The sequence below is a fragment of the Streptomyces sp. NPDC017943 genome (genome assembly GCF_044328425.1).
Classification (GTDB): Bacteria; Actinomycetota; Actinomycetes; order Streptomycetales; family Streptomycetaceae; genus Streptomyces; species Streptomyces djakartensis_A.
The window spans coordinates 248,212-270,530 of sequence record NZ_JBIRHH010000009.1 but is presented as its reverse complement, the minus strand read 5'-3'; the positions used below and the strand labels follow the sequence as shown (position 1 = coordinate 270,530).

General features: G+C 70.7%; 22 protein-coding genes. 11 read left to right on the top strand and 11 right to left on the bottom strand.

The window, feature by feature from the left end:
• Window positions 1-97 precede the first annotated feature (97 nt).
• From fabF to fasR, 5 genes are all read right to left on the bottom strand, one after another.
• The gene (gene fabF, locus ACH4C6_RS28070) at window positions 98-1,369 is read right to left on the bottom strand and encodes a beta-ketoacyl-ACP synthase II (RefSeq protein ID WP_398111390.1); all 1,272 of its coding nucleotides are present in this window, start codon (window positions 1,367-1,369) and stop codon (window positions 98-100) included.
• Window positions 1,370-1,455: 86 nt separating this feature from the next.
• Window positions 1,456-1,704 carry an acyl carrier protein gene (locus ACH4C6_RS28065; protein ID WP_003989952.1) on the bottom strand — a complete coding sequence of 83 codons (249 nt, stop codon included), beginning with the start codon at window positions 1,702-1,704 and terminating at the stop codon, window positions 1,456-1,458.
• Between the two features lie 81 nt (window positions 1,705-1,785).
• Entirely contained in the window at window positions 1,786-2,787 is a 1,002-nt protein-coding gene (locus ACH4C6_RS28060; RefSeq protein WP_398111389.1) for a ketoacyl-ACP synthase III, read from the bottom strand.
• 15 nt (window positions 2,788-2,802) lie between these two features.
• On the bottom strand, window positions 2,803-3,732 hold the full coding sequence (locus ACH4C6_RS28055) for an ACP S-malonyltransferase (RefSeq protein WP_398111388.1): 930 nt from the start codon (window positions 3,730-3,732) through the stop codon (window positions 2,803-2,805).
• Between the two features lie 89 nt (window positions 3,733-3,821).
• Window positions 3,822-5,027, bottom strand: a complete 1,206-nt coding sequence (gene fasR, locus ACH4C6_RS28050) for a fatty acid biosynthesis transcriptional regulator FasR (RefSeq protein WP_398111387.1) — start codon at window positions 5,025-5,027, stop codon at window positions 3,822-3,824.
• Between the two features lie 62 nt (window positions 5,028-5,089).
• Here fasR and ACH4C6_RS28045 point away from each other — a divergent pair, with 62 nt between their 5' ends.
• Window positions 5,090-5,758, top strand: coding sequence for a pirin family protein (locus ACH4C6_RS28045; RefSeq protein WP_398111484.1), 669 nt, complete (start codon window positions 5,090-5,092; stop codon window positions 5,756-5,758).
• Window positions 5,759-5,795: 37 nt separating this feature from the next.
• Here ACH4C6_RS28045 and ACH4C6_RS28040 read toward each other — a convergent pair whose 3' ends face one another.
• Complete coding sequence (locus ACH4C6_RS28040) at window positions 5,796-6,611, bottom strand: serine hydrolase domain-containing protein (RefSeq protein WP_398111386.1); 816 nt, start codon at window positions 6,609-6,611, stop codon at window positions 5,796-5,798.
• 126 nt (window positions 6,612-6,737) lie between these two features.
• Here ACH4C6_RS28040 and ACH4C6_RS28035 point away from each other — a divergent pair, with 126 nt between their 5' ends.
• Window positions 6,738-7,202 (top strand): MerR family transcriptional regulator, encoded by a 465-nt coding sequence (locus ACH4C6_RS28035; RefSeq protein ID WP_398111385.1) that lies wholly within the window; start codon window positions 6,738-6,740, stop codon window positions 7,200-7,202.
• Window positions 7,199-8,212 (top strand): aldo/keto reductase, encoded by a 1,014-nt coding sequence (locus tag ACH4C6_RS28030; RefSeq protein ID WP_398111384.1) that lies wholly within the window; start codon window positions 7,199-7,201, stop codon window positions 8,210-8,212. The genes ACH4C6_RS28035 and ACH4C6_RS28030 overlap by 4 nt, the downstream gene beginning before the upstream one ends.
• A gap of 84 nt (window positions 8,213-8,296) precedes the next feature.
• On the opposite strand, the gene ACH4C6_RS28025 is transcribed toward ACH4C6_RS28030, so the two are convergent.
• The 3 genes from ACH4C6_RS28025 to ACH4C6_RS28015 form a co-directional block, all read right to left on the bottom strand.
• Complete coding sequence (locus ACH4C6_RS28025) at window positions 8,297-9,151, bottom strand: DUF4429 domain-containing protein (RefSeq protein ID WP_398111483.1); 855 nt, start codon at window positions 9,149-9,151, stop codon at window positions 8,297-8,299.
• 66 nt (window positions 9,152-9,217) lie between these two features.
• A complete protein-coding gene (locus ACH4C6_RS28020; RefSeq protein ID WP_398111383.1) occupies window positions 9,218-10,426 on the bottom strand; it encodes an alpha/beta hydrolase in 1,209 nt (402 codons plus the stop codon).
• 73 nt (window positions 10,427-10,499) lie between these two features.
• The gene (locus ACH4C6_RS28015) at window positions 10,500-11,132 is read right to left on the bottom strand and encodes a TetR family transcriptional regulator (protein ID WP_398111382.1); all 633 of its coding nucleotides are present in this window, start codon (window positions 11,130-11,132) and stop codon (window positions 10,500-10,502) included.
• Between the two features lie 117 nt (window positions 11,133-11,249).
• Here ACH4C6_RS28015 and ACH4C6_RS28010 point away from each other — a divergent pair, with 117 nt between their 5' ends.
• Window positions 11,250-12,872 (top strand): MFS transporter, encoded by a 1,623-nt coding sequence (locus tag ACH4C6_RS28010; RefSeq protein WP_398111381.1) that lies wholly within the window; start codon window positions 11,250-11,252, stop codon window positions 12,870-12,872.
• A gap of 265 nt (window positions 12,873-13,137) precedes the next feature.
• Window positions 13,138-13,446 carry a small hydrophobic protein gene (locus ACH4C6_RS28005; RefSeq protein WP_398111380.1) on the top strand — a complete coding sequence of 103 codons (309 nt, stop codon included), beginning with the start codon at window positions 13,138-13,140 and terminating at the stop codon, window positions 13,444-13,446.
• Between the two features lie 105 nt (window positions 13,447-13,551).
• Here ACH4C6_RS28005 and ACH4C6_RS28000 read toward each other — a convergent pair whose 3' ends face one another.
• Both ACH4C6_RS28000 and aceE read right to left on the bottom strand, forming a co-directional pair.
• Window positions 13,552-14,286, bottom strand: a complete 735-nt coding sequence (locus ACH4C6_RS28000; RefSeq protein WP_398111379.1) for a potassium channel family protein — start codon at window positions 14,284-14,286, stop codon at window positions 13,552-13,554.
• Window positions 14,287-14,558: 272 nt separating this feature from the next.
• Window positions 14,559-17,306 (bottom strand): pyruvate dehydrogenase (acetyl-transferring), homodimeric type, encoded by a 2,748-nt coding sequence (gene aceE / locus ACH4C6_RS27995; RefSeq protein ID WP_398111378.1) that lies wholly within the window; start codon window positions 17,304-17,306, stop codon window positions 14,559-14,561.
• A gap of 449 nt (window positions 17,307-17,755) precedes the next feature.
• Here aceE and ACH4C6_RS27990 point away from each other — a divergent pair, with 449 nt between their 5' ends.
• From ACH4C6_RS27990 to ACH4C6_RS27965, 6 genes are all read left to right on the top strand, one after another.
• Window positions 17,756-18,193 (top strand): DUF3052 domain-containing protein, encoded by a 438-nt coding sequence (locus ACH4C6_RS27990; protein ID WP_369197239.1) that lies wholly within the window; start codon window positions 17,756-17,758, stop codon window positions 18,191-18,193.
• 107 nt (window positions 18,194-18,300) lie between these two features.
• A complete protein-coding gene (locus tag ACH4C6_RS27985; RefSeq protein ID WP_398111377.1) occupies window positions 18,301-18,759 on the top strand; it encodes a peroxiredoxin in 459 nt (152 codons plus the stop codon).
• Between the two features lie 147 nt (window positions 18,760-18,906).
• Window positions 18,907-19,482 (top strand): calcium homeostasis/redox stress adaptation protein, encoded by a 576-nt coding sequence (locus ACH4C6_RS27980; protein ID WP_369197241.1) that lies wholly within the window; start codon window positions 18,907-18,909, stop codon window positions 19,480-19,482.
• A gap of 118 nt (window positions 19,483-19,600) precedes the next feature.
• Window positions 19,601-20,176, top strand: coding sequence for a TerD family protein (locus ACH4C6_RS27975; protein ID WP_398111376.1), 576 nt, complete (start codon window positions 19,601-19,603; stop codon window positions 20,174-20,176).
• A gap of 125 nt (window positions 20,177-20,301) precedes the next feature.
• On the top strand, window positions 20,302-21,447 hold the full coding sequence (locus ACH4C6_RS27970; RefSeq protein WP_398111375.1) for a DUF475 domain-containing protein: 1,146 nt from the start codon (window positions 20,302-20,304) through the stop codon (window positions 21,445-21,447).
• A gap of 131 nt (window positions 21,448-21,578) precedes the next feature.
• Window positions 21,579-22,313, top strand: a complete 735-nt coding sequence (locus ACH4C6_RS27965; protein WP_398111374.1) for a Tellurium resistance — start codon at window positions 21,579-21,581, stop codon at window positions 22,311-22,313.
• Window positions 22,314-22,319: the final 6 nt, after the last annotated feature.

The window sequence follows — 22,319 nt, the reverse complement described above, 5'->3', positions numbered from 1 at the left end:
CGCGCGACCAGCCCCCACAGCCCCGCACCCAACGCGACACAGAACGGCGAATGGCCCGAACCCTTCTCAGGGTCCGGGCCATTGAAGCGCTCAGGGATCAGACCGTCCGGAACGCCAGCACCACGTTGTGCCCACCGAAGCCGAACGAGTCGTTCAGCGCGGCGATACGGCCTTCGACGGGCAGCTTCCGCGCCTCACCCCGGACGACGTCGGCGTGCGCCTCGGCCTCCGGGTCGAGGTTCTCCACGTTGATCGTCGGCGGAGCCACCCGGTGGTACAGCGCGAGCACCGTCGCCACCGTCTCGACGCCACCCGCGCCACCGAGCAGGTGCCCGGTCATCGACTTCGTCGCGGAGACGGCGATGTGGTCGGCGTCGTCGCCGAACACCTTGCGCAGCGCCTTCAGCTCGGCGATGTCACCGGCCGGCGTCGACGTCGCGTGCGCGTTGACGTGCACGACCTCCGCCGGGTCCAGGTCGGTGCGCTCCAGCAGGTTCTGCAGGGCGTGCGAGATGCCCCGCCCCTCCGGCTCCGGCTGCACGATGTCGTGCGCGTCGGCCGAGATGCCCTGGCCGACCGCCTCGGCGTACACCCGGGCCCCGCGCTTGGCGGCGTGCTCGGCGGACTCCAGGACCACGACACCGGCGCCCTCACCGAGGACGAAACCGTCCCGGGCGACGTCGTAGGGGCGCGAGGCGCCCTGCGGGTCGTCGTTGTTCTTGGACATCGCCATCATGTTGCCGAACGCGGCGATGGGCAGCGGGTGGATCGCCGCCTCCGTGCCACCCGCGACGACGACGTCGGCGCGGCCGGTGCGGATCATCTCGATGGCGTAGCCGATGGCCTCGGCGCCGGAGGCGCAGGCCGAGACCGGCGTGTGCACGCCCGCCCGGGCGCCCACGGCCAGGCCCACGTTGGCCGAGGGGCCGTTGGGCATCAGCATGGGCACGGTGTGCGGGGAGACGCGGCGGACGCCCTTCTCCTTCAACACGTCGTACTGGTCGAGCAGGGTCGTCACGCCGCCGATGCCGGAGGCGATGACCGCGCCGAGCCGGTCGGGGTCGACGTTCGGGTCCTCGCCGGCCTTGGCCTCGAAGCCCGCGTCCTTCCACGCCTCCTGGGCCGCGACCAGCGCGAACTGCGCGGAGCGGTCCAGCCGGCGGGCCTGCGGCCGCGGGATGACCTCGGTCGGCTCCACGGCCACGGTGGCCGCGATCTTGACGGCCTGGTCGGCCGCCCACTCCTGCTCCAGGGGCTTGACGCCGGACTTGCCGGCGACCAGGCCCTCCCAGGTAGAGGCTGCGTCGCCACCCAGCGGTGTGGTTGCGCCGATACCGGTGACGACCACGGTGCGATTGGTCGAGCTCACGGGAATTCTTTCTCCAACGGATCCGAGGATTAAGCGGCGCCACCGCCGGGTGGCGGGGCAGTCGGCCCAGGGGCCTGATCGGTCGATCAGCCCTGGTGCTTGAGGATGTAGTCGGTCGCGTCGCCGACCGTCTTGAGGTTCTTGACGTCCTCGTCCGGGATCTTGACGTCGAAGCGCTCTTCGGCGGCGACGACGACCTCGACCATGGACAGCGAGTCGACGTCCAGGTCGTCGGTGAAGGACTTGTCCAGCTGGACGTCCTCAACCGGGATGCCGGCGATCTCGTTCACGATCTCGGCGAGACCGGCGACGATCTCTTCCTGAGTGGCGGCCATGTTGGCGCTCCTTCGTAGATATCCAGAGGGTGTGGCAGGTGGTACGCACCGTGCCGGACCGCATGATCCGGCACGGAGTGCCTAGGGGAGGGTAACGACAGTCGCTGCGTAGACGAGACCCGCCCCGAAGCCGATGACGAGCGCGGTGTCGCCGCTCTTCGCCTCGCCGGTCGCCAGGAGCCGCTCCATCGCGAGCGGGATCGAGGCGGCCGAGGTGTTGCCGGTGGTGCGGATGTCACGGGCGACCGTGACGTGCTCCGGCAGTTTCAGGGTCTTCACCATCGAGTCGATGATCCGCACGTTGGCCTGGTGCGGGATGAAGACGTCCAGGTCGTCCACGGTGATCCCGGCCGCGTCCAGCGCCTGCTGGGCGACCTTCGCCATCTCGAACACGGCCCAGCGGAACACCGCCTGGCCTTCCTGGGTGATCGCGGGGAACTTCTCGACCGTCCCGTCGCGGTAGTCCGTCCACGGCACGGTCTGCTTGATGGTCTCGGACTTGTCGCCCTCGGAGCCCCACACGCTCGGGCCGATCGCCGGCTCCTCGGAGGGGCCCACCACGACCGCGCCCGCGCCGTCGCCGAACAGGAAGGCCGTCGCGCGGTCCTCCAGGTCGGTCAGGTCGCTCAGCCGCTCGACCCCGATCACCAGGACGTACTCCGCCGAGCCCTCGACGATCATGCCCTTGGCGAGGGTGAGGCCGTAGCCGAAGCCCGCGCAGCCCGCCGAGATGTCGAAGGCGGCGGCCTTGTCCGTGCCGAGCTTGTCGGCGATCTCGGTGGCGACGGCCGGGGTCTGCTTGAAGTGCGAGACCGTCGAGACGATCACACCGCCGATCTGCTCGACGGAGATGCCGGCGTCCGCGATGGCCTTGCCGGACGCCTCGATCGACATCTGCGCGACGGTCTCCTCGTCGGAGGCCCAGTGCCGCGTCTCGATGCCGGAGCGCGAGCGGATCCACTCGTCGGAGGACTCGATCGTCTCCAGGATCACCTCGTTCGGCACGACCCGCGTCGGCCGGTACCCGCCGACGCCGAGGATCCGCGCGTACGGGGCGCCTTTGCTGGGCTTGATCTTCGCCATGCTCCGGGCTCCTTGTCAGGCGTGCTCTGCGATGAGCTCGCGAGCAGCGTCCAGGTCGGCGGGCGTCTTGAGCGCCAGGGTCTTCACACCGGGCAGGGCGCGCTTGGCCAGGCCGGTCAGCGTGCCACCGGGGCACACCTCGATCAGCGCCGTGACGCCGAGCTCCTTGAAGGTCTCCATGCACAGGTCCCAGCGGACCGGGTTGGCGACCTGGCCGACCAGACGCTCCAGCACCTCGGTGCCGGCGGCGACGGTCCGCCCGTCCTTGTTGGAGACGTAGGCGAGCGCGGGGGCGGCCGGCGTCAGGGCCTCGGCGGCCTTCGCCAGCGCGTCGACCGCGGGGGCCATGTGGTGCGTGTGGAACGCGCCGGCGACCTTCAGCGCCACGACCTTGCGCACGCCCTCCGGCTTGTCCTCCGCCAGCGCCGCGAGCTGCTCCAGGGTGCCGGCCGCGACGATCTGGCCCGCGCCGTTGATGTTCGCCGGCGTCAGGCCCAGCTTCTCCAGGTGCGGGAGCGTCACGTCCGGGTCGCCGCCGAGCAGCGCGGCCATGCCGGTCTCGGTGACGGCGGCCGCCTCGGCCATGGCCAAACCGCGGGTGCGGACCAGGCGGAGCGCCTCCTCGTGCGGGAGCACCCCGGCGAGCGAGGCCGCGGTGATCTCGCCCACGCTGTGCCCGGCGATGGCGCCGACCTTGCGGGGCAGGTCCGCCGGGTCCTCGAACAGCAGGGACGCGGACGCCAGTCCGGCGGCCACCAGCAGCGGCTGCGCCACCGCGGTGTCGCGGATCTCCTCCGCGTCGGCCTCGGTGCCGTAACGGATCAGGTCGAGGCCCGCGGCGTCCGACCAGGCCTCGAGGGCACCGCGGACACCGGGGAAGTCGAGCCATTCAGTCAGGAAGCCGGGCGTCTGGGCGCCCTGGCCGGGAGCGACGAGTACGAGCACTCTCACACTCTCTCTTGGGTACGGGCACGGCCGCCCGTGGGGACAGGGACGAAGAACACGAGGGGGTTTTGTCGAGCCTCGACAAAACCTTAGGGCTGGAGATCTCCATCGACCAGACGCCCCAGGATCAGAGCGATCCGCAGCGTGAAGGCAGAGCGTACATCGGACGGTGACCAGCCGGTGACGTCAGTCACACGTCGAAGCCGGTAGCGGACGGTGTTGGGATGCACGAACAGCATCCGGGCGGCGCCCTCGAGGCTGCTCGCCTGTTCGAGATAGACGCTGAGGGTCTCCAGGAGCGCGGCCCCGGCCTCCTCCAGCGGTCTGTAGATCTCCTCCACCAACTGCTCGCGGGCGGAGGGGTCCCCGGCGATGGCCCGCTCCGGCAGCAGGTCGTCGGCGAGGACCGGGCGCGGGGCGTCCTGCCAGGCGGAACACGCCTTCAGGCCCGCCGCGGCGGCCTGCGCGGACCGGGTCGCGGCCTGGAGGTCGGGCACCACCGGTCCGGCCACGACCGGTCCGGCCGCGAACGGTCCGATGAGCGACTTGGCCACGGCCAGCGGGTTGTCGCTGCCGCCGGCGATGACGACCAGACGGTCGCCCAGCACACCGGTGAGCACCTGGAGCTTGGCGTGCCGGGACGCGCGCCGTATGGCCTCCACGGTCAGCTCGCTGTCCCCGTCGGGCGCGGTGCCGAGCACCACGCACACGTGCTCGGGGGAGTTCCAGCCGAGGGCGGCCGCCCGCGACACGGCGCCCTCGTCGGCCTCGCCGCTGAGCACGGCGTTCACCACCAGGGACTCCAGCCGGGCGTCCCAGGCACCGCGTGCCTCCGCGGCCTGCGCGTACACCTGGGCCGTGGCGAAGGCGATCTCCCGGGCGTAGACGAGCAGCGCCTCGCGCAGCACGCTCTCGTCGCCGGGGGCCGCGACCTCGTCGATCGCGGACTCCATGACCTCGATGGTGGTGCGCACCATCTCCACGGTCTGGCGCAGCGTGATCGCCCGGGTCAGTTCGCGCGGAGCGGTGCCGAACACGTCGGTGGAGATGGCCTGGGGGGCGTCCGGGCGCCGGAACCACTCGGTGAAGGCGGCGATGCCCGCCTGGGCGACCAGACCGATCCAGGAACGGTTCTCCGGGGGCATGGCCCGGTACCAGGGCAGCGTCTCGTCCATCCGCGCGATGGCCTGCGCGGCGAGCGATCCTGACGACTTCTCCAGCCGCCTCAGCGTGGCGGAATGCGGATGGAGGTCGGTCGCTGCGGCCGGGTTCTTGCCGGTTTCGGGTTCGGGCACGGGGACAAGACTGCCTTATCCGGACGGGAGGGTGCGCCGCCGGGTCTACCGTGGACGGCGTGATGGACGTCAGGCGCGCCGACGAGCGCTACCGGGGAGGGGATCCGGCCGCCGGCATCGACAGCCGGCACGCCTTCTCCTTCGGCCCGCACTACGACCCGGACAACCTCCGGTTCGGCGCGGTGCTCGCGTGCAACGAGGAGCGGCTGGCGCCGGGCGCCGGCTTCGACGAGCACCCGCACAGCCACACGGAGATCGTGACCTGGGTGGTGGAGGGCGAGCTGACCCACCGGGACTCGGCCGGGCACGAGTCGGTCGTGCGCCCCGGGGACGTGCAGCGGCTCAGCTCGGCGGGCGGGGTGCGCCACGTGGAGCGCAACGACGGACCGGGGCCGCTGACCTTCGTGCAGATGTGGCTGGCCCCGCTGCGGCCCGGCGGCGAACCGTCCTACGAGGTCGTCCGCGGCATCGCCGACTCCACGCCGTACGCCCTGCCCCGGGCCGGGGCGATGCTGCACGTGCGGCGGCTCGGGGCGGGGGAGCGGACGGCGGTGCCGGACGGGGCGTACGTGTACGTGCACGTGGTGCGCGGCGCGGTCCGCCTGGACGGCGAGGAGCTCGGCGCCGGGGACGCGGCCCGGATCACCGACGCGAAGGCCCTGGAGGCCGAAGGCGTCACCGCGGCCGAGCTGCTGGTCTGGGAGATGGCGGACGGCGCCGCCCGGCCCTAAGGCCTGTCGTTCGGATCATGCCGCGTCGCGGCAGGCCCTACAGTTCGGCGCGCACCGCGTCCGTGAACGCCGGCCACGCCTCGATCGCCCAGGGGCCGAACGCGCGGTCCGTCAGCGCCACGCACGCGGCACCCGCGTCGGGGTCGACCCACAGGAACGTACCGGACTGACCGAAATGCCCGAAGGTGCGCGGGGAGGACGACGCGCCCGTCCAGTGCGGCGACTTGGCGGCGCGGATCTCGAAGCCCAGCCCCCAGTCGTTGGGGTTCTGGTGGCCGTAGCCCGGCAGCACGCCCTTGGTGCCCGGGTACTGCACGGTCATCGCCTCGGCGACCGTACGCGGGTCCAGCAGCCGCGGCGCCTGCAACTCGGCGGCGAACCGCAGCAGGTCCTCCACGGTGGACACGGCGTCCTTGGCCGGGGAGCCCTCCAGGGACGTCGAGGTCATGCCCAGCGGCTCCAGCACCGCCTGGCGCAGGTACTCGGCGAAGGGGATGTCGGTCGCCTCGGCGAGATGGTCGCCGAGCTGCTCGAAACCGGCGTTGGAGTACAGCCGCCGCTCCCCGGGCGGGGCCGTGACCCGGTGCTCGTCGAAGGCCAGACCCGAGGTGTGCGCGAGCAGGTGCCGGACCGTCGACCCGGGGGGACCCGCGGGCTCGTCGAACTCGACCGCGCCCTCCTCGTAGGCGACCAGCACCGCGTAGGCGGCCAGCGGCTTGGTCACCGACGCGAGGGGGAACCGCTGTCCGGCCGGGCCGTGGGTGCCCAGGAGGGTGCCGTCCGCCCGGACGACGCCCGCGGCGGCGGTGGGAACCGGCCAGTTCTCGATCAGCGCGAGGCTCTTGAGCGACATGCCTGCGAGCCTATGCGCTGAGCGCGTGCGCCCCGGCGAGGGGTCCGGCCCGCCCGCGGGCGTCCGTGCCGATTTATCGCCGTGGGTGCTTGCTTGGAGCGCACTCCAGGGTTCTAGCGTGGGGCCATGACGGTGATGGAGACCACGGGGACCGGGACCGACCTCTGTGCCGGTCCGCCGCAGCAGAACCGGCGCCCGGACGGCCAGGACCGCTACACGATCAGCGAGGTCGTCGCCCTGACCGGCCTGACGGCCCACACTCTGCGCTGGTACGAGCGCATCGGCCTGATGCCGCACATCGACCGCTCCCACACCGGCCAGCGCCGCTACACCAACCGCGACCTCGACTGGCTCGACCTCGTCGGCAAACTCCGGCTGACGGGCATGCCGGTGGCGGACATGGTCCGCTACGCGGAACTGGTGCGCGCGGGCGACCACACCTACGGCGAGCGCTTCGAGCTGCTGCGGACGACCCGCGAGGACGTCCTGGCAAGGATCGACGAACTCCGGGGCACACTGGCCGTACTGGACCGGAAGATCAGTTTCTACGCGGACGCCGGGCGCGCCCCGGCGTCGGAGGGGCCTCGATGACGGACGGCAGGATCACGACGGCGAAGCTGGGCGCGGACGGCCCCGAGGTGGGCGTCCAGGGCCTCGGCTGCATGGGCATGAGCTTCGGCTACGGCCCCGCGGACGCGGACGCGTCGCGCGCCACCCTGGAACGGGCCCTCGAACTGGGCGTCACGCTCTACGACACGGCCGACGCCTACGGAGCGGGCGAGAACGAGCGGTTCCTCGCGCCCTTCCTCAAGGCACACCGCGACGAGGTCGTCATCGCGACCAAGTTCGCCCTGTCCATACCGCCGGACGACCCGGCCCGGCGCATCATCCGCAACGACCCGCCCTACATCCGCCGGGCCGTCGAGGCGAGTCTGAAGCGCCTGGACGTCGACGTCATCGACCTCTACTACATGCACCGGCGCGATGTGGACGTGCCGATCGAGGAGACCGTCGGCACGATGGCCGACCTGGTCCGCGAGGGCAAGGTGAAGCACCTCGGCCTGAGCGAGGTCACGGCCGGTGAACTGCACGCCGCGCACGCCGTGCACCCCATCGCCGCCGTGCAGTCGGAGTGGTCCCTGTTCAGCCGGGACATCGAGGCCCAGGTCGTCCCCGCCGTCCGGGAGCTGGGCGCGGCGCTCGTGGCGTACTCACCCCTCGGCCGCGGCTTCCTCACCGGTTCCTTCGCCCGGGCCGAGGAGCTGTCGTCCGACGACTTCCGCCGCCGGCAGCCGCGGTTCACGGGCGAGAACGCCACCGCCAACGTCACCCTGCTGGAACTGATCCGCTCGGTCGCGAAGGCCCATGACGCCACCCTCGGCCAGATCGCCCTGGCCTGGGCCCACCGCCGGGCCGAGGTGCACGGCCTCCCGGTCGTCCCGATCCCCGGCACCCGCAAGCCGTCGCGGGTGGAGGAGAACACGGCGGCGACCGGCATCCACCTGACGGACGAGCAGCTGGAACTCCTGGACGGCATAGCGGCCCAGGTGACGGGCGACCGCTACGCGGACATGGCGTTCACCTCGGCGGGCCGGGAGTAGGCAGGCGCCCCTTCAGGGGCGCGGGGAACGGCGCGACCGGCCACGTGCGACCCGCACCGGCCGGCGCGCGGCACCCCGCGGACGCTAGAGCTCCGCCAGCAACTCGCTCTTCTTGAGCGAGAATTCCTCGTCCGTCACCAGCCCGGCCTGGTGCAGCTCCCCGAGATGCCGGATCCGCTCGGCGATGTCCGCCGGATCACGCCGCGGCGCGGGCACCGCGGCCACCGGGCCGGACGTGCGCACCGCGGCCAGCACCGCCGCCGCGAACGGCAGCGACTCGTGCACCGGCCCGTACCCCAGCCCGAACACCACCGCGGCCGGGTCCTGGTCGGCCTGCGCCGGGGTGACGGCCGCCCCGTCCCGGTGCAGCAGCCGCAGATGGCCCTCGAACACCTCCGGCGAGCGCCACTCGACGCCGCTCAGCTCGCCCACCGGGAAGCTCTGGTCCCCGGCCTTCCACTTCGCCGACGACGCTCCGGTCCAGAACCAGCGGAAACTGACGGTCCGTCCGTCGAACGCCGCCTTCCCGTCGTACGCCTTGAAGGACGGCGGCCCCTTCGGCGGCTCCACGAGGAACCGGTCCGTAGGCCCGGACTCCGACAGCAGCGACGTCAGTTCGTCGGCGTAGTACTCGGCGAGCACCTCGCGCTCGGCGGGCAGCACCAGCCGGTAGGGGTCGCAGCTCTCCTTCAGCTGGCCGGCGGCCGCCTCCATCAGCGGATCGGCCCCGGGGCGCGGCTCGACACGCAGCACGACGGTGCCGCGCTTGCCGCGCGTCAGCGACACCCCGGCGATCGCCTCCAAGGGCACGCGGCGCTCCCCGAGCGCCTGGAAGAGCTTCGGTGTTCGAATCCCCCGTTCGTAGCGGATGAGCACGGAGTCGGACTCGAACTCCCAGGTGGCATGAAATCCGGCCAGTACGTCACCCATGCGGCTCATCGTATGCGGCACGCGCTCCTCCGTCCCCCTCCCGAGCAGACCGCAATTTCTCCGCCTCTACGCGCGTCAGGCCGCTGCCGCGCCGGACAAACCGGTACGGCAGACGCCGTCTTCGTGCGCGCAGTGCACCGAGCGGTATGCGCCGACGCCGATCTCTGCGAAATTGAACAGACTTGCCGTACCCGGCTCGAAGTAGCCGGCGTGACCCTTCGCGCCCGCCGCCGACAGCACCCGCGCGCCGAAGCCGGAGGACACCGGGTCGGCCCCGTGGCCCAGCCCGCCCAGCTCCAGGTAGGGCACGTCCTGGATCCAGTCGTCGGCGTCCCGCATCGCCCACACCCGGGCCCCGGTGCGCAGTTCCTCGGTGTTCTCCGCCCGCATGCCGGGGCTGCCGGCGACCGCGATGTCGGACACCCGGCCCGGCAGCCGGTGCGCCGCGACGCCGCACACCACCGAGCCGTAGCTGTGGCAGAACAGCGAGACCGGCGCCCTGCCGGGCAGCGCCCGCACCAGCGCGTCCAGCCGGACCGCGCCCTCCTCGGCACGCATCGCCGTGGCCGAGTCGATGCCCAGCCCGCTGGGCGCGGTGTAGTCGGCCCAGGCGATCACGGCGGTGCGGGTCGAGGGACTCGCCTGCCGCTCGGCGTCGTACAGGGACCGGGCCATGCCGACCGGGGCCGAGTACGTGCGCTGGGTGCGCTGGAAGGTGAGCAGGTTCGTGTCCACCCCGGGCACGACGACCGAGACCCGGTCCGCCCGGCGCAGGTCGCCGAGGACCTCGGCGACCCGGCCCGACCCCTCCGGGTCGAAGGCCAGGATGCGGCGGCCCTTCTCCAGCAGGTCGTCCAGGCGGTCCATGCGGCGCCCGGCGTCCTGCCGCCCGGCCGGTGTGAGGCGCTCGTCATGGAGGCGCTCCCGTTCCACCTCGCGCTCCTTGGCGAGCGCGATGCGGTTGGCGCGGTAGCGCAGCTCGACGGGGGCGCCGTTCATGTTGCCGACGGCGAGCGGGTACCTGCGGGCCAGGCTCGCGCGCTCCGCCTCACCGAGCGAGTCGAAGAAGCGGGTCAGCTTCCCCGGCGCGGACCGCGGGTCGGGCAGCCGGTGGCCGCCGACGCGGCCGTGCTCCCACGCGGAGAGCGAGGCCTGCAGCGGTGTGTCGCCCCGCTGGGTGCGCAGGGCGGTCCAGCCGGTGGTCGCCAGCATCACGAACACCACGGCCAGAGCGAGCAGTGCGCGCCAGACGTTCGATTGCGGGGAGGTGTCGAAGGAAGTCACTGAAAGGACACACTAGGAGAACGAGAGGGTCTCGCGTCAATCAAGTGACCGGGATCACGTTTTGGTCGGGGCGTCAGGGGGACCGCCCCGGACGCCAGTTCCCCGCCAGTGCCGGACCGACCTGATCCAGGTAGGCGGCGGTGAGTTCGCGCAGTCCCTCCACGGTGAGGTCCTCCCCAGTGGACCACAGCCGCTCGGTGACACGAATCACCCCGCCGAAGAGGGCGACGACGATCCTGGGCCGGGCATCGGCGTCCAGGTCGAGACCCTCGCGCTCGGCGACGATGCCGGCCAGCCGCTCCTCCAACTCGGCCGCCCGCCGCAGATGGACGGCGAGCAGTGCGGGTGTCGACTCGATCACCCGGTACACCCGCAGGTGGAGTTCGATCGGGACCAGTTCGGCGACGGCCTCGTGGATGGCGTCCCAGCTCTCCAGGACGGCCCGGCGCAGCGCCTCCAGGGGCGGCTCGGACGGCGGGCGCGCCCGCAGGGCGTCGACGACGACGTCCTCCGCCAGGCGCGGCACGAACAGCGCCGTCTCCTCCTTGCCGGCGAAGTAGCGGAAGAAGGTGCGCTGCGACACGTCGGCGGCCGCGGCGATGTCGTCGACGGTCGTCTCCTCGTACCCGCGCGTGGCGAACAGCTCCAGGGCGGCTCGCAGCAGCGCGTCCCGCGTGCGCTGCTTCTTGCGCTCGCGCAAGTTCAAGAAAGGTCCTCCTGTGCGCAGTGTTCTCCCAGTTCAGGCTATCCGGGGAAGGCGTGCCGGTGAGCGACCGGTGAATTGGTTTGTCAATTGTCAGTGACTGTCACTAGCCTCGAACGTATGACTAGTCAGACCGCCATCGACACGTCGGGGTCGGGGGGCAAGACGCCGGGCACGGTGGACGCGACGCCGGGCAAGGGGCTGCGCGGGCACCCCTGGCTCACCCTCATCACCGTCGCCGTGGGGGTCATGATGGTGGCCCTGGACGGCACCATCGTGGCCATCGCCAACCCGGCGATCCAGAAGGACCTCGGCGCCACCTTCGCCGAGGTGCAGTGGATCACCAACGGCTACTTCCTCGCCCTCGCCGTCTCCCTGATCACCGCGGGCAAGCTCGGCGACCGCTTCGGGCACCGGCAGACCTTCCTCATCGGCGTCGTCGGCTTCGCCGCCGCCTCGGGCGCCATCGGCCTGTCCGACAGCATCGCGCTGGTCGTGGTCTTCCGTGTCCTGCAGGGTCTGTTCGGCGCGCTGCTGATGCCGGCCGCGCTCGGCCTGCTGCGGGCCACCTTCCCGGCCGAGAAGCTGAACATGGCCATCGGCATCTGGGGCATGGTCATCGGCGCGTCCACCGCCGGCGGCCCGATCCTCGGCGGTGTGCTCGTCGAGCACGTCAACTGGCAGTCGGTGTTCTTCATCAACGTGCCCGTCGGCATCCTCGCGGTCGTCCTCGGTGTGTGGATCCTGCTCGACCACCGCGCCGTGAACGCCCCGCGCTCCTTCGACCTGCTGGGCATCGCCCTGCTGTCGGTCTCGGTCTTCTGCCTGGTGTGGGCGCTCATCAAGGCCCCGCCGTCCGAGTGGGGCTGGGGCGACGCGAAGACGCTGGGCTTCCTCGGCGCGTCCGTGCTGGGCTTCGCGCTCTTCGCCCTGTGGGAGACGAAGGTCAGGGAGCCGCTGATCCCGCTCGCGCTGTTCCGTTCCGTGGCGCTGTCCGCGGGTGTGGTGCTGATGATCCTGATGGCCATCGCGTTCATGGGCGGCCTGTTCTTCGTCACGTTCTACCTCCAGAACGTGCACGGCATGAGCCCGGTCGACGCGGGTCTGCACCTGCTCCCGCTCACCGGCATGATGATCGTCGGCTCGCCGCTGGCCGGTGCGATGATCACCAAGTTCGGTCCCCGGGTCCCGCTCGCGGGCGGCATGGCGCTCACCGCGATCGCCATGTACGGCATGTCGACCCTGGAGACGGACACCGGCAGCGGCGTCATGTCGCTCTGGTTCGCCCTGCTCGGCCTCGGCCTCGCACCGGTCATGGTCGGCGCGACCGAAGTCATCGTCGGCAACGCCCCGATGGAGCTGTCGGGCGTCGCGGGCGGTCTTCAGCAGGCCGCCATGCAGATCGGCGGCAGCCTCGGCACGGCCGTCCTCGGTGCCGTCATGGCCTCCAAGGTCAACAGCGACCTGGCGGGCAACTGGCGCGAGGCGGGCCTCCCGCCGCTCACGCCGGAGCAGCAGCACCAGGCCTCGGAAGCGGTGCAGGTCGGCGTCCCGCCGCTGGCGCCGGGCACCCCGGAGACGGTCGCGGCGAAGATCACGGGGGTCGCGCACGACACCTTCATCTCCGGCATGAGCGCGGCCTCGCTCGTCGCGGCGGGCGTCGCCGCGGTGGCGGTGCTGGTGGCGTTCCTCACCAAGCGTGGGCAGAACGCCGAGGCGGGCGTGGGCGTCGGGCACATCTGACGGTCCGCCGCCGAACGCCCCCGGGAAGGACGTCCCCCGGGGGCGTTCGCTCATCAGGGTGAACAGGACCGCCGAAGCCTCCCGTTGGGCCCGCCGCACAGGTCACAGTGGGTCAAGTCCTCCGCAGGGCATGGAGGGCGGACGCTGCGGCGCGCTGCCGGAGGGGGGTGGCGCGCAGGCAGCGGTGCATTGCCGTCCGATCGCGGGGTACCCGCCATGTCATACCCGAGCAGAGCCTCGACCGACCGAGGAATCACGGGAGTTGATGATGGCGAGCTTCGGACACGGTACGCGCAGGCACCCCCGCTCACGTGGCCGGACGTGGTCACGGACCGGGACGGATCGCGCGACGCTCGGGCTCGTCGGAGTCATCTGCGCGGTCGCGGGCTTCTTCGTGCTGGGGATCGTCCTCGGCCCCGCCGCGATCGTCTGCGGCTGGCTCGCCATGGGCCGCACCTGGTCGGGCTCCCGCCCGCCCGCGGCCGTGGTGGCCCTCGTCCTGGGCGCCATCGACACCCTCCTCGCCCTGCTGTGGCTGTCCGGAGCCATGACACCGGGCCTGGGCTTGTACTGAACCGGGTGAAGTGAGCACGGGCCTCCGGCGGTTCGGCCGGGGGCTCGCTCGTGCGCCCGGTGGAGGGCGGACGCCCGGGGACCACCCTGGCGCCTCACCCGGCCCTCATTCGACGGGCGTCCCCTTCAGGGCCGCCACCTCCGCGCGCAGCGCCCGGACCTCCTCCGTCAACTCCAGGATCGCCTGCGTCTGCCGCCGCTCCTCGACGTCGTCCTTGTCGAACCGTGCGATGAACCAGGCCGCGATGTTCGCCGTGACCACACCGAGCAGGGCGATGCCGGACAGCATGAGCCCCACCGCGAGCACGCGCCCCAGACCGGTCGTCGGGGCGTGGTCCCCGTACCCCACCGTCGTCATGGTCGTGAAGGACCACCACACCGCGTCACCCAGGGTGCGGATGTTCCCGTGCGGCGCGTCGCGCTCCACCGACAGCACCGCCAGCGAGCCGAACATGAGCAGCCCCACCACGGCCCCGGCGACGTACGTGGTCAGCCGGATCTGCGAGGCCATCCGCGCCCGCTGCCCGACGAGCAGCAGGGTCGACACCAGCCGCAGCAGCCGCAGCGGCTGGAGCAGCGGCAGCACCACCGCGGCCAGGTCGAGCCAGTGCGTCCGCACGAAGGACGGCCGGTGCGGGGCGAGGGCCAGGCGCACGACGTAGTCGACGACGAACGCCGCCCACACCACCCACTCGACCGCCGCGCACGCCTGCACCACCCGGGGGTCCGCGTCCGGCCGGACGATCGGCACGGCGTAGGCGACGGCGAACGCGAGGGCCAGGGCGAACAGGGGGCGCTGCGTGTGCTGCTCCCAGCGGAGCTGGGCCGACTGCTGCTGCATGCAGGCATCGTAGGAAAGCCGCAGGGGTGGCGGGCCCACGGTGCGTCCGTGAGGCTCACCACCCCTGGAAGAAGAGCTCCCGCCGGGCTAGGGCCTGTCGTTTGGATCATTCCGGCGTCGCGGGGCCTGGCACGCCCATCTGCGGCGTTGTCGTCGGTTGCCAACGCTCCGCGTTGACGCCCTCCTCCGCCTTGCATCTGGACGCACCAGGCCCCGCTCGGGTCGGCTGACAGAGCCGAGCCTCACAGCCGGGCTGATCCAAACGACAGACCCTAGGCGTCGCCGCCCGCGACCCCCGGGTCCGCCGCCGACACGTCGAGCAGCTGGTAGCGGTCGATGGCCTGCTTGAGCACCGACCGGTCGACCTTGCCCTCACGCGCCAGCTCCGTCAGCACCGCCACCACGATCGACTGGGCGTCGATGTGGAAGAAGCGGCGCGCCGCACCCCGGGTGTCGGCGAAGCCGAAGCCGTCCGCGCCGAGCGACTGGTACGTCTGCGGCACCCAGCGCGCGATCTGGTCCGGGACCGAGCGCATCCAGTCCGACACGGCCACGACCGGCCCCTGGGCGTCCGCGAGCTTGCGCGTCACGTACGGCACGCGCTGCTCCTCCTCGGGGCGCAGCAGGTTGTGCTGCTCGCACTCCACGGCCTCGCGCCGCAGCTCGTTCCAGGAGGTCGCCGACCAGACGTCCGCCTTGACGTTCCACTCCTCGGCCAGGATCTTCTGCGCCTCGACCGCCCAGGGCACCGCCACCCCGGAGGCCAGGATCTGCGCCGGCACCGAGCCGCCCGTGCCCTCGCTGAACCGGTACAGGCCCTGGAGGATTCCCTCGACGTCCACCCCGTCCGGCTCGGCCGGGTGCTGGATCGGCTCGTTGTAGACCGTCAGGTAGTAGAAGACGTCCTCGCCGTGCGGGTGCTCCTGCGAGGAGCCGTACATCCGGCGCAGGCCGTCCTGCACGATGTGCGCGATCTCGAAGCCGAACGCCGGGTCGTACGCCACGCACGCCGGGTTCGTCGAGGCGAGCAGCTGCGAGTGGCCGTCCGCGTGCTGCAGGCCCTCACCCGTCAGCGTGGTGCGCCCGGCGGTGGCGCCCAGGACGAAACCGCGGGACAGCTGGTCGGCCATCTGCCAGAACTGGTCGCCGGTGCGCTGGAAGCCGAACATCGAGTAGAAGACGTAGACCGGGATCAGCGGCTCGCCATGCGTGGCGTAGGCCGAGCCGGCGGCGATCAGGGAGGCCGTGCAGCCCGCCTCGGAGATGCCGTCGTGCAGCATCTGCCCGTTCGGCGCCTCCTTGTAGGCGAGCAGCAGCTCGCGGTCGACCGACTCGTACTGCTGCCCGAGCGGGTTGTAGATCTTCGCACTCGGGAAGAACGAGTCCATGCCGAACGTGCGGTACTCGTCCGGCGCGATCAGCACGAACCGCTTGCCGAGCTCCTTGTCCCGCATGAGGTCCTTGAGGAGCCGGACGAACGCCATCGTCGTGGCGATGGACTGCTGACCCGAGCCCTTCTTCACGGTCGCGTACGTCTTGTCCTCGGGCAGCGTCAGCGGCTTGGAGCGGACGACGCGGGTGGGCACGTAACCGCCGAGCGACCTGCGGCGGTCGTGCATGTACTGGATCTCCTCCGAGTCCCGGCCCGGGTGGTAGTACGGCGGGACGCCGGACTCCAGCTCCTTGTCCGGGATCGGCAGGTGCAGGCGGTCGCGGAAGCGCTTGAGGTCGTCGACCGTCAGCTTCTTCATCTGGTGCGTGGCGTTGCGGCCCTCGAAGTTCGGGCCCAGCGTCCAGCCCTTGATCGTCTTGGCGAGGATGACCGTGGGCTGGCCCTTGTGCTCCACGGCGGCCTTGTACGCCGCGAAGATCTTGCGGTGGTCGTGGCCGCCGCGCCCCAGGTGCAGGATCTGGTCGTCGGTCATGCCCTCGACCATCGCGCGCAGCCGGTGGTCGTCGCCGAAGAAGTGGTCGCGGATGTACGCGCCGGTCTCCGTGGCGTAGGTCTGGAACTGCCCGTCCGGCGTGGTGTTCATCCGGTTGACCAGGACGCCGTCGCGGTCCTGGGCGAGCAGCGGGTCCCAGCTGCGGTCCCAGACCAGCTTGATCACGTTCCACCCGGCGCCGCGGAAGACCGACTCCAGCTCCTGGATGATCTTGCCGTTGCCGCGCACCGGGCCGTCGAGGCGCTGGAGGTTGCAGTTCACGACGAACGTGAGGTTGTCCAGGCCCTCGCGGGCGGCGATGGACAGCTGGCCCAGCGACTCCGGCTCGTCCATCTCGCCGTCGCCGAGGAACGCCCAGACGTGCGACTTGGAGGTGTCGGCGATCCCGCGCGCCTCCATGTAGCGGTTCATCCGCGCCTGGTAGATCGCGCCGATCGGCCCGAGGCCCATCGACACCGTCGGGAACTCCCAGAAGTCCGGCATCGACCGCGGGTGCGGGTACGACGACAGCGCGTACGGGGCCTTGGACTTCTCCTGGCGGAAGCCGTCCAGGTGCTGCTCGCTGAGCCGGTCCAGCAGGAAGGCGCGGGCGTAGATGCCGGGGGAGGCGTGGCCCTGGAAGAAGACCTGGTCGCCGCCGTCGCCCTCGTCCTTGCCGCGGAAGAAGTGGTTGAACCCGACGTCGTACAGCGAGGCGGAGGACGCGAAGGTGGCGATGTGGCCGCCGACGCCGATCCCGGGGCGCTGGGCCCGCGAGACCATCACCGCCGCGTTCCAGCGGGTGGCGTTCAGGACCTTGCGCTCGATCTCCTCGTTGCCCGGGAAGAACGGCTCGCTCTTGGTCGGGATGGTGTTGACGTAGTCCGTGCTGCGCATCTCCGGCACGGCCACGCGCTTCTCGCGGGCCCGCTCGATCAGCCGCAGCATCAGGTAGCGGGCGCGCTCGCGGCCGCGCTCGTCCACGGCGGCGTCCAGGGAGTCGAGCCACTCCTGCGTCTCTTCGGGATCGAAGTCAGGAACCTGACTCGGAAGGCCGCCAATGATGATCGGGTTGCGATCGGATGCGGAAGCCACGCTGTTCCTTACCTGTCAGAGGGCCGGCGAGGGCCGCTGTTTCGCTGTCGTCGCGGGGCGTCGTCGCTGGGGGGCGCGCCGCTGTCCATGGTCCACCTCGGGGCCGTGAATCGTCATCTCTACCGAGCGGTAACCCGAGCGTGAGACCGGCTCCGCGACACCAGGGGCGAATACCTTCGAGTCTCGTACCCACAGACGATTCCCAAACGCCCAAACAGGGCAGAAAGGTGTGGTGTGCATCACCTCGGGCCATGATGGTGTGCCTGGAGTTGCGGTGACACCGCCGGGATCGTCACCGTTTCGGCGGTCTGCACGGCCGGGTACTTGCGCGATCGGTCCCGCCCGTGTGGACTACGGCCAATGCTTCGCGCACGCGCGTGGCTGAGATTCCCCCAAGCTCAAAGGAGCAGGGGGTACCCCCATCCGAAGACATGATCAGGAGGCAACCCGTGAGCGCGACCGCGGACCACGCGGAGGAGCGGACGAACCCTGCCGCCAGGCTGGGGTTCCAGCCCGGGCAGGTGGTCCAGGAGATCGGCTACGACGACGACGTGGACCAGGAGCTCCGCGAGACCATCGAGGGCGTCATCGAGGGCGACCTGATGGACGAGGACTACGACGACGTGGCCGACGCCGTTGTGCTGTGGTTCCGTGACGACGACGGCGACCTGACGGATGCGCTGGTGGATGCCACCACGTACATCGAAGAAGGCGGCGCCATCCTGCTCCTGACGCCGAAGACCGGCCGTTCGGGCTACGTGGAGCCGAGCGACATCTCGGAAGCCGCCACCACGGCGGGTCTGACGGCGTCCAAGAGCGTCAGCGTCGGCAAGGACTGGAGCGGCAGCCGCCTGGCGACGCCGAAGGCCGCCAAGTCCAAGCGGTAGTCGTAACCCCCGTGGGCGGGCCGCGCAGGCGGCCCGCCCACCGGCGTGCCCCGGCCCCTGCGTAGGGTTGTCCTCCCGGCACACCACCAGGAAGGACACCCGCGACGATGGCGATCCAGGTCGGCGACAAGGCCCCCGACTTCGAGCTCAGGGACAACCACGGCGCCGCGGTGAGGCTGTCGGACTTCCGCGGCTCCCGGAACGTGGTCCTGCTCTTCTACCCGTTCGCCTTCACCGGCGTGTGCACCGGCGAGCTGTGCGAGCTGCGCGACAACCTGCCGCAGTTCACCGACCGCGACACCCAGCTGCTCGCCGTCTCCAACGACTCCATCCACACCCTGCGCGTCTTCGGCGAGCAGGAGGGCCTGGAGTACCCGCTGCTGTCCGACTTCTGGCCGCACGGCGAGGTCTCGCGCGCCTACGGCGTCTTCGACGAGGGCAAGGGCTGCGCCGTGCGCGGCACCTTCGTCATCGACAAGGAGGGCGTCGTGCGGTGGACCGTCGTGAACGGCCTGCCGGACGCCCGCGACCTGAACGACTACGTGAAGGCGCTCGACTCGCTGTGACGCCGGCCGGGCGTCCGGAGCCCGACACCCGCTGAAATGTCGGCCCCAGGGCCTGCGAGGGGCGGGAACCCGTCACTAGGATCGAAACGTTGATCCGACATCCGAGCACAACGGGGCATCCCGCCCCCGGACACCAATGGAGGACTCGTGGGAGTCAGCCTCAGCAAGGGCGGCAACGTATCGCTGACCAAGGAGGCGCCGGGCCTGACCGCGGTCATCGTCGGTCTGGGGTGGGACGTCCGCACCACGACCGGCACCGACTTCGACCTGGACGCCAGTGCGCTGCTGCTGAACAGCTCCGGCAAGGTCGCCAGCGACGCGCACTTCATCTTCTTCAACAACCTCAAGAGCCCGGACGGCTCCGTCGAGCACACCGGTGACAACCTCACCGGTGAGGGCGAGGGCGACGACGAGCAGATCAAGGTCGACCTGGCGACCGTGCCGGCCGACGTGGAGAAGATCATCTTCCCCGTCTCGATCTACGACGCCGAGACCCGCCAGCAGTCCTTCGGCCAGGTCCGCAACGCGTTCATCCGCGTCGTGAACCAGGCCGGCGGTGCGGAGATCGCCCGGTACGACCTGAGCGAGGACGCCTCCACCGAGACCGCCATGGTCTTCGGCGAGCTCTACCGGCACGGCGCGGAGTGGAAGTTCCGCGCCATCGGCCAGGGCTACGCCTCGGGCCTGCGCGGCATCGCGCAGGACTTCGGCGTGAACGTCTGAGCCACCCGCCGGGCCCCGCACCGGGGCCCCGCGACCTCCCGTCCGGCGCCGCACGGTTTACGTGCGGCGCCGGACGCGCAGGACCACCTAGGAAACATCGTTCGGGGAGGGACACATCATGGGCGTCACGCTTGCCAAGGGGGGCAACGTCTCCCTGTCCAAGGCCGCACCGAACCTCACACACGTGATGATCGGTCTCGGCTGGGACGCGCGCTCCACCACCGGAGCGCCCTTCGACCTCGACGCCAGCGCCCTGATGTGCAGCGGCGGTCGCGTGCTCGGGGACGAGTGGTTCGTCTTCTACAACCAGCTCAAGAGCCCGGACGGCTCGGTCGAGCACACCGGCGACAACCTCACGGGTGAGGGCGAGGGCGACGACGAGTCGCTGCTCATCGACCTCGCCAAGGTGCCGCCGCAGTGCGACAAGATCGTCTTCCCGGTCTCCATCCACATGGCCGACGAGCGCGGCCAGACCTTCGGCCAGGTCAGCAACGCCTTCATCCGTGTGGTGAACCAGGCCGACGGCCAGGAGCTCGCCCGCTACGACCTCAGCGAGGACGCCTCCACCGAGACCGCCATGATCTTCGGCGAGGTGTACCGGTACCAGGGCGAGTGGAAGTTCAGGGCGGTCGGCCAGGGGTACGCGTCGGGTCTGCGTGGCATCGCGATGGACTTCGGGGTGAACGTCTCCTGACGCGATATGAGCAAAATCCGGGGCCTCGCGGCGGGCCCGGAGGGGCGCACTAGACTGCGGCTTCAAAAGTTCGTAAAGCCGGGTACGGCGCGGGGGTACCCCGTACACACACGATTGGGTAGCCAGTGGTTCTGAAAACCTTCGGGTGGTCGTTCGCGGTCACCGCGCTCGGCTTGGTCGCAGCGGTCTTCTACGGAGGGTGGACCGCTTTCGGTATCGTCGCGATCCTTTCCATCCTCGAGATCTCGCTGTCCTTCGACAACGCCGTGGTCAACGCCGGGATCCTGAAGAAGATGAATGCCTTCTGGCAGAAGATCTTCCTCACCGTCGGCATCCTGATCGCCGTCTTCGGCATGCGGCTGGTCTTCCCCGTCGTGATCGTCGCGATCAGTGCCCAGCTGGGTCCGATCGAGGCGGTCGACCTCGCCCTCACGGACAAGGACCGCTACCAGGAGCTGGTGACCGACGCGCATCCGTCGATCGCCGCCTTCGGTGGCATGTTCCTGCTGATGATCTTCCTCGACTTCATCTTCGAGGACCGGGACATCAAGTGGCTCGGCTGGCTGGAGCGCCCGCTGTCCAAGCTCGGCAAGGTCGACATGCTGTCGGTCTGCATCGCCCTGATCGTCCTGCTGATCTCCTCGATCACCTTCGGCGCCCACGCCCACCAGCACGGCGGCACCCACGCCGACAAGGCGGAGACCGTCCTGCTCGCCGGGATCGCCGGTCTGATCACGTACATGATCGTCGGCGGTCTCTCCAGCTACTTCGAGGACAAGCTCGAAGAGGAGGAGGAGCGCGAGCACGAGGCCGAGGAGAAGGCCGAGCGCGAGGGCAAGCCCAAGTCGGCGGTCAAGCTGGCCGGCAAGGCCGCGTTCTTCATGTTCCTCTACCTGGAGGTCCTGGACGCGTCCTTCTCCTTCGACGGCGTGATCGGCGCCTTCGCCATCACCAACGACATCGTCCTGATGGCGCTCGGCCTGGGCATCGGCGCCATGTACGTCCGTTCGCTGACGGTCTACCTGGTCCGCCAGGGCACCCTGGACGACTACGTCTACCTGGAGCACGGCGCGCACTACGCCATCGGCGCGCTCGCCATGATCCTGCTGGTCACCATCCAGTACGAGATCAACGAGATCATCACCGGCCTCATCGGCGTCGTCCTCATCGGCGCCTCCTTCTGGTCCTCCGTCCGCCGCAACAAGGCGCTCGCGGCGGCCGAGGGAAACGCCGGATCGGACGACAAGACTGAGGTCTCGTCCGGGGTGTGACACCCCTCCGGGTGAGGAACGCTCTCGACAGGGCGGCCACCGAGGCGACTCCTCGGCGGCCGCCCCGTCGGCCGTCAGGGGCCGCGGGCACGACGGTGACCCGCGGTCCCCAAGTGAACATGGGGGGCGGAATGGGCCTGTTCGACGGACTCCGGCGCGGCGAGGCGCAGTTCGACTCGGGCAACGCGGCGACCAACGCGATCGAGCTGACCAAGCGGCGCGCGCAGATATCACTCACCAAGCAGGACGCGGCCACCGGCCATCTACGCGTCAACCTCAGCTGGCGGATGCGCACGTCCGACATCGGCGGCGCGCAGCGCGAGAGCCTGCTGCGCCACCCCTTCCGGGCGCTGAAACCGCCGGAGGTCGTCGGCCACAGCCAGTCCATGGTCAACGTCGACCTGGACCTCGGCTGCCTCTACGAGTTGCAGGACGGCAGCAAGGGCGTCGTGCAGCCCCTCGGCGGCTACTTCGGGGACGTCAACGCCCCGCCGTACGTCAAGCTCAGCGGCGACGACCGCTTCGGCTCGGGGTCCGGCGAGACGATGTACATCAACCTGGACCACCGCGAACACATCAAGCGGCTCCTGGTGTTCGTCTACATCTACGACCAGACACCCGCGTTCGACCGCACCCACGCGAGCGTCACCCTCTATCCGAGCAGCGGGCCGCGGATCGAGATCCACCTGGACGAGCGCCAGCCGCAGGCCCGCTCCTGCGCCGTCGTCATGATCGAGAAGGTCAAGGACGAGATCGTCGTCCGGCGCGAGGCGAAGTTCGTCTACGGCTTCCAGGCCGAGCTGGACCGGCTCTACGGCTGGGGACTGCAGTGGGGGCGGGGCTACAAGACCAAGGTCGACCGCTGACCCGCG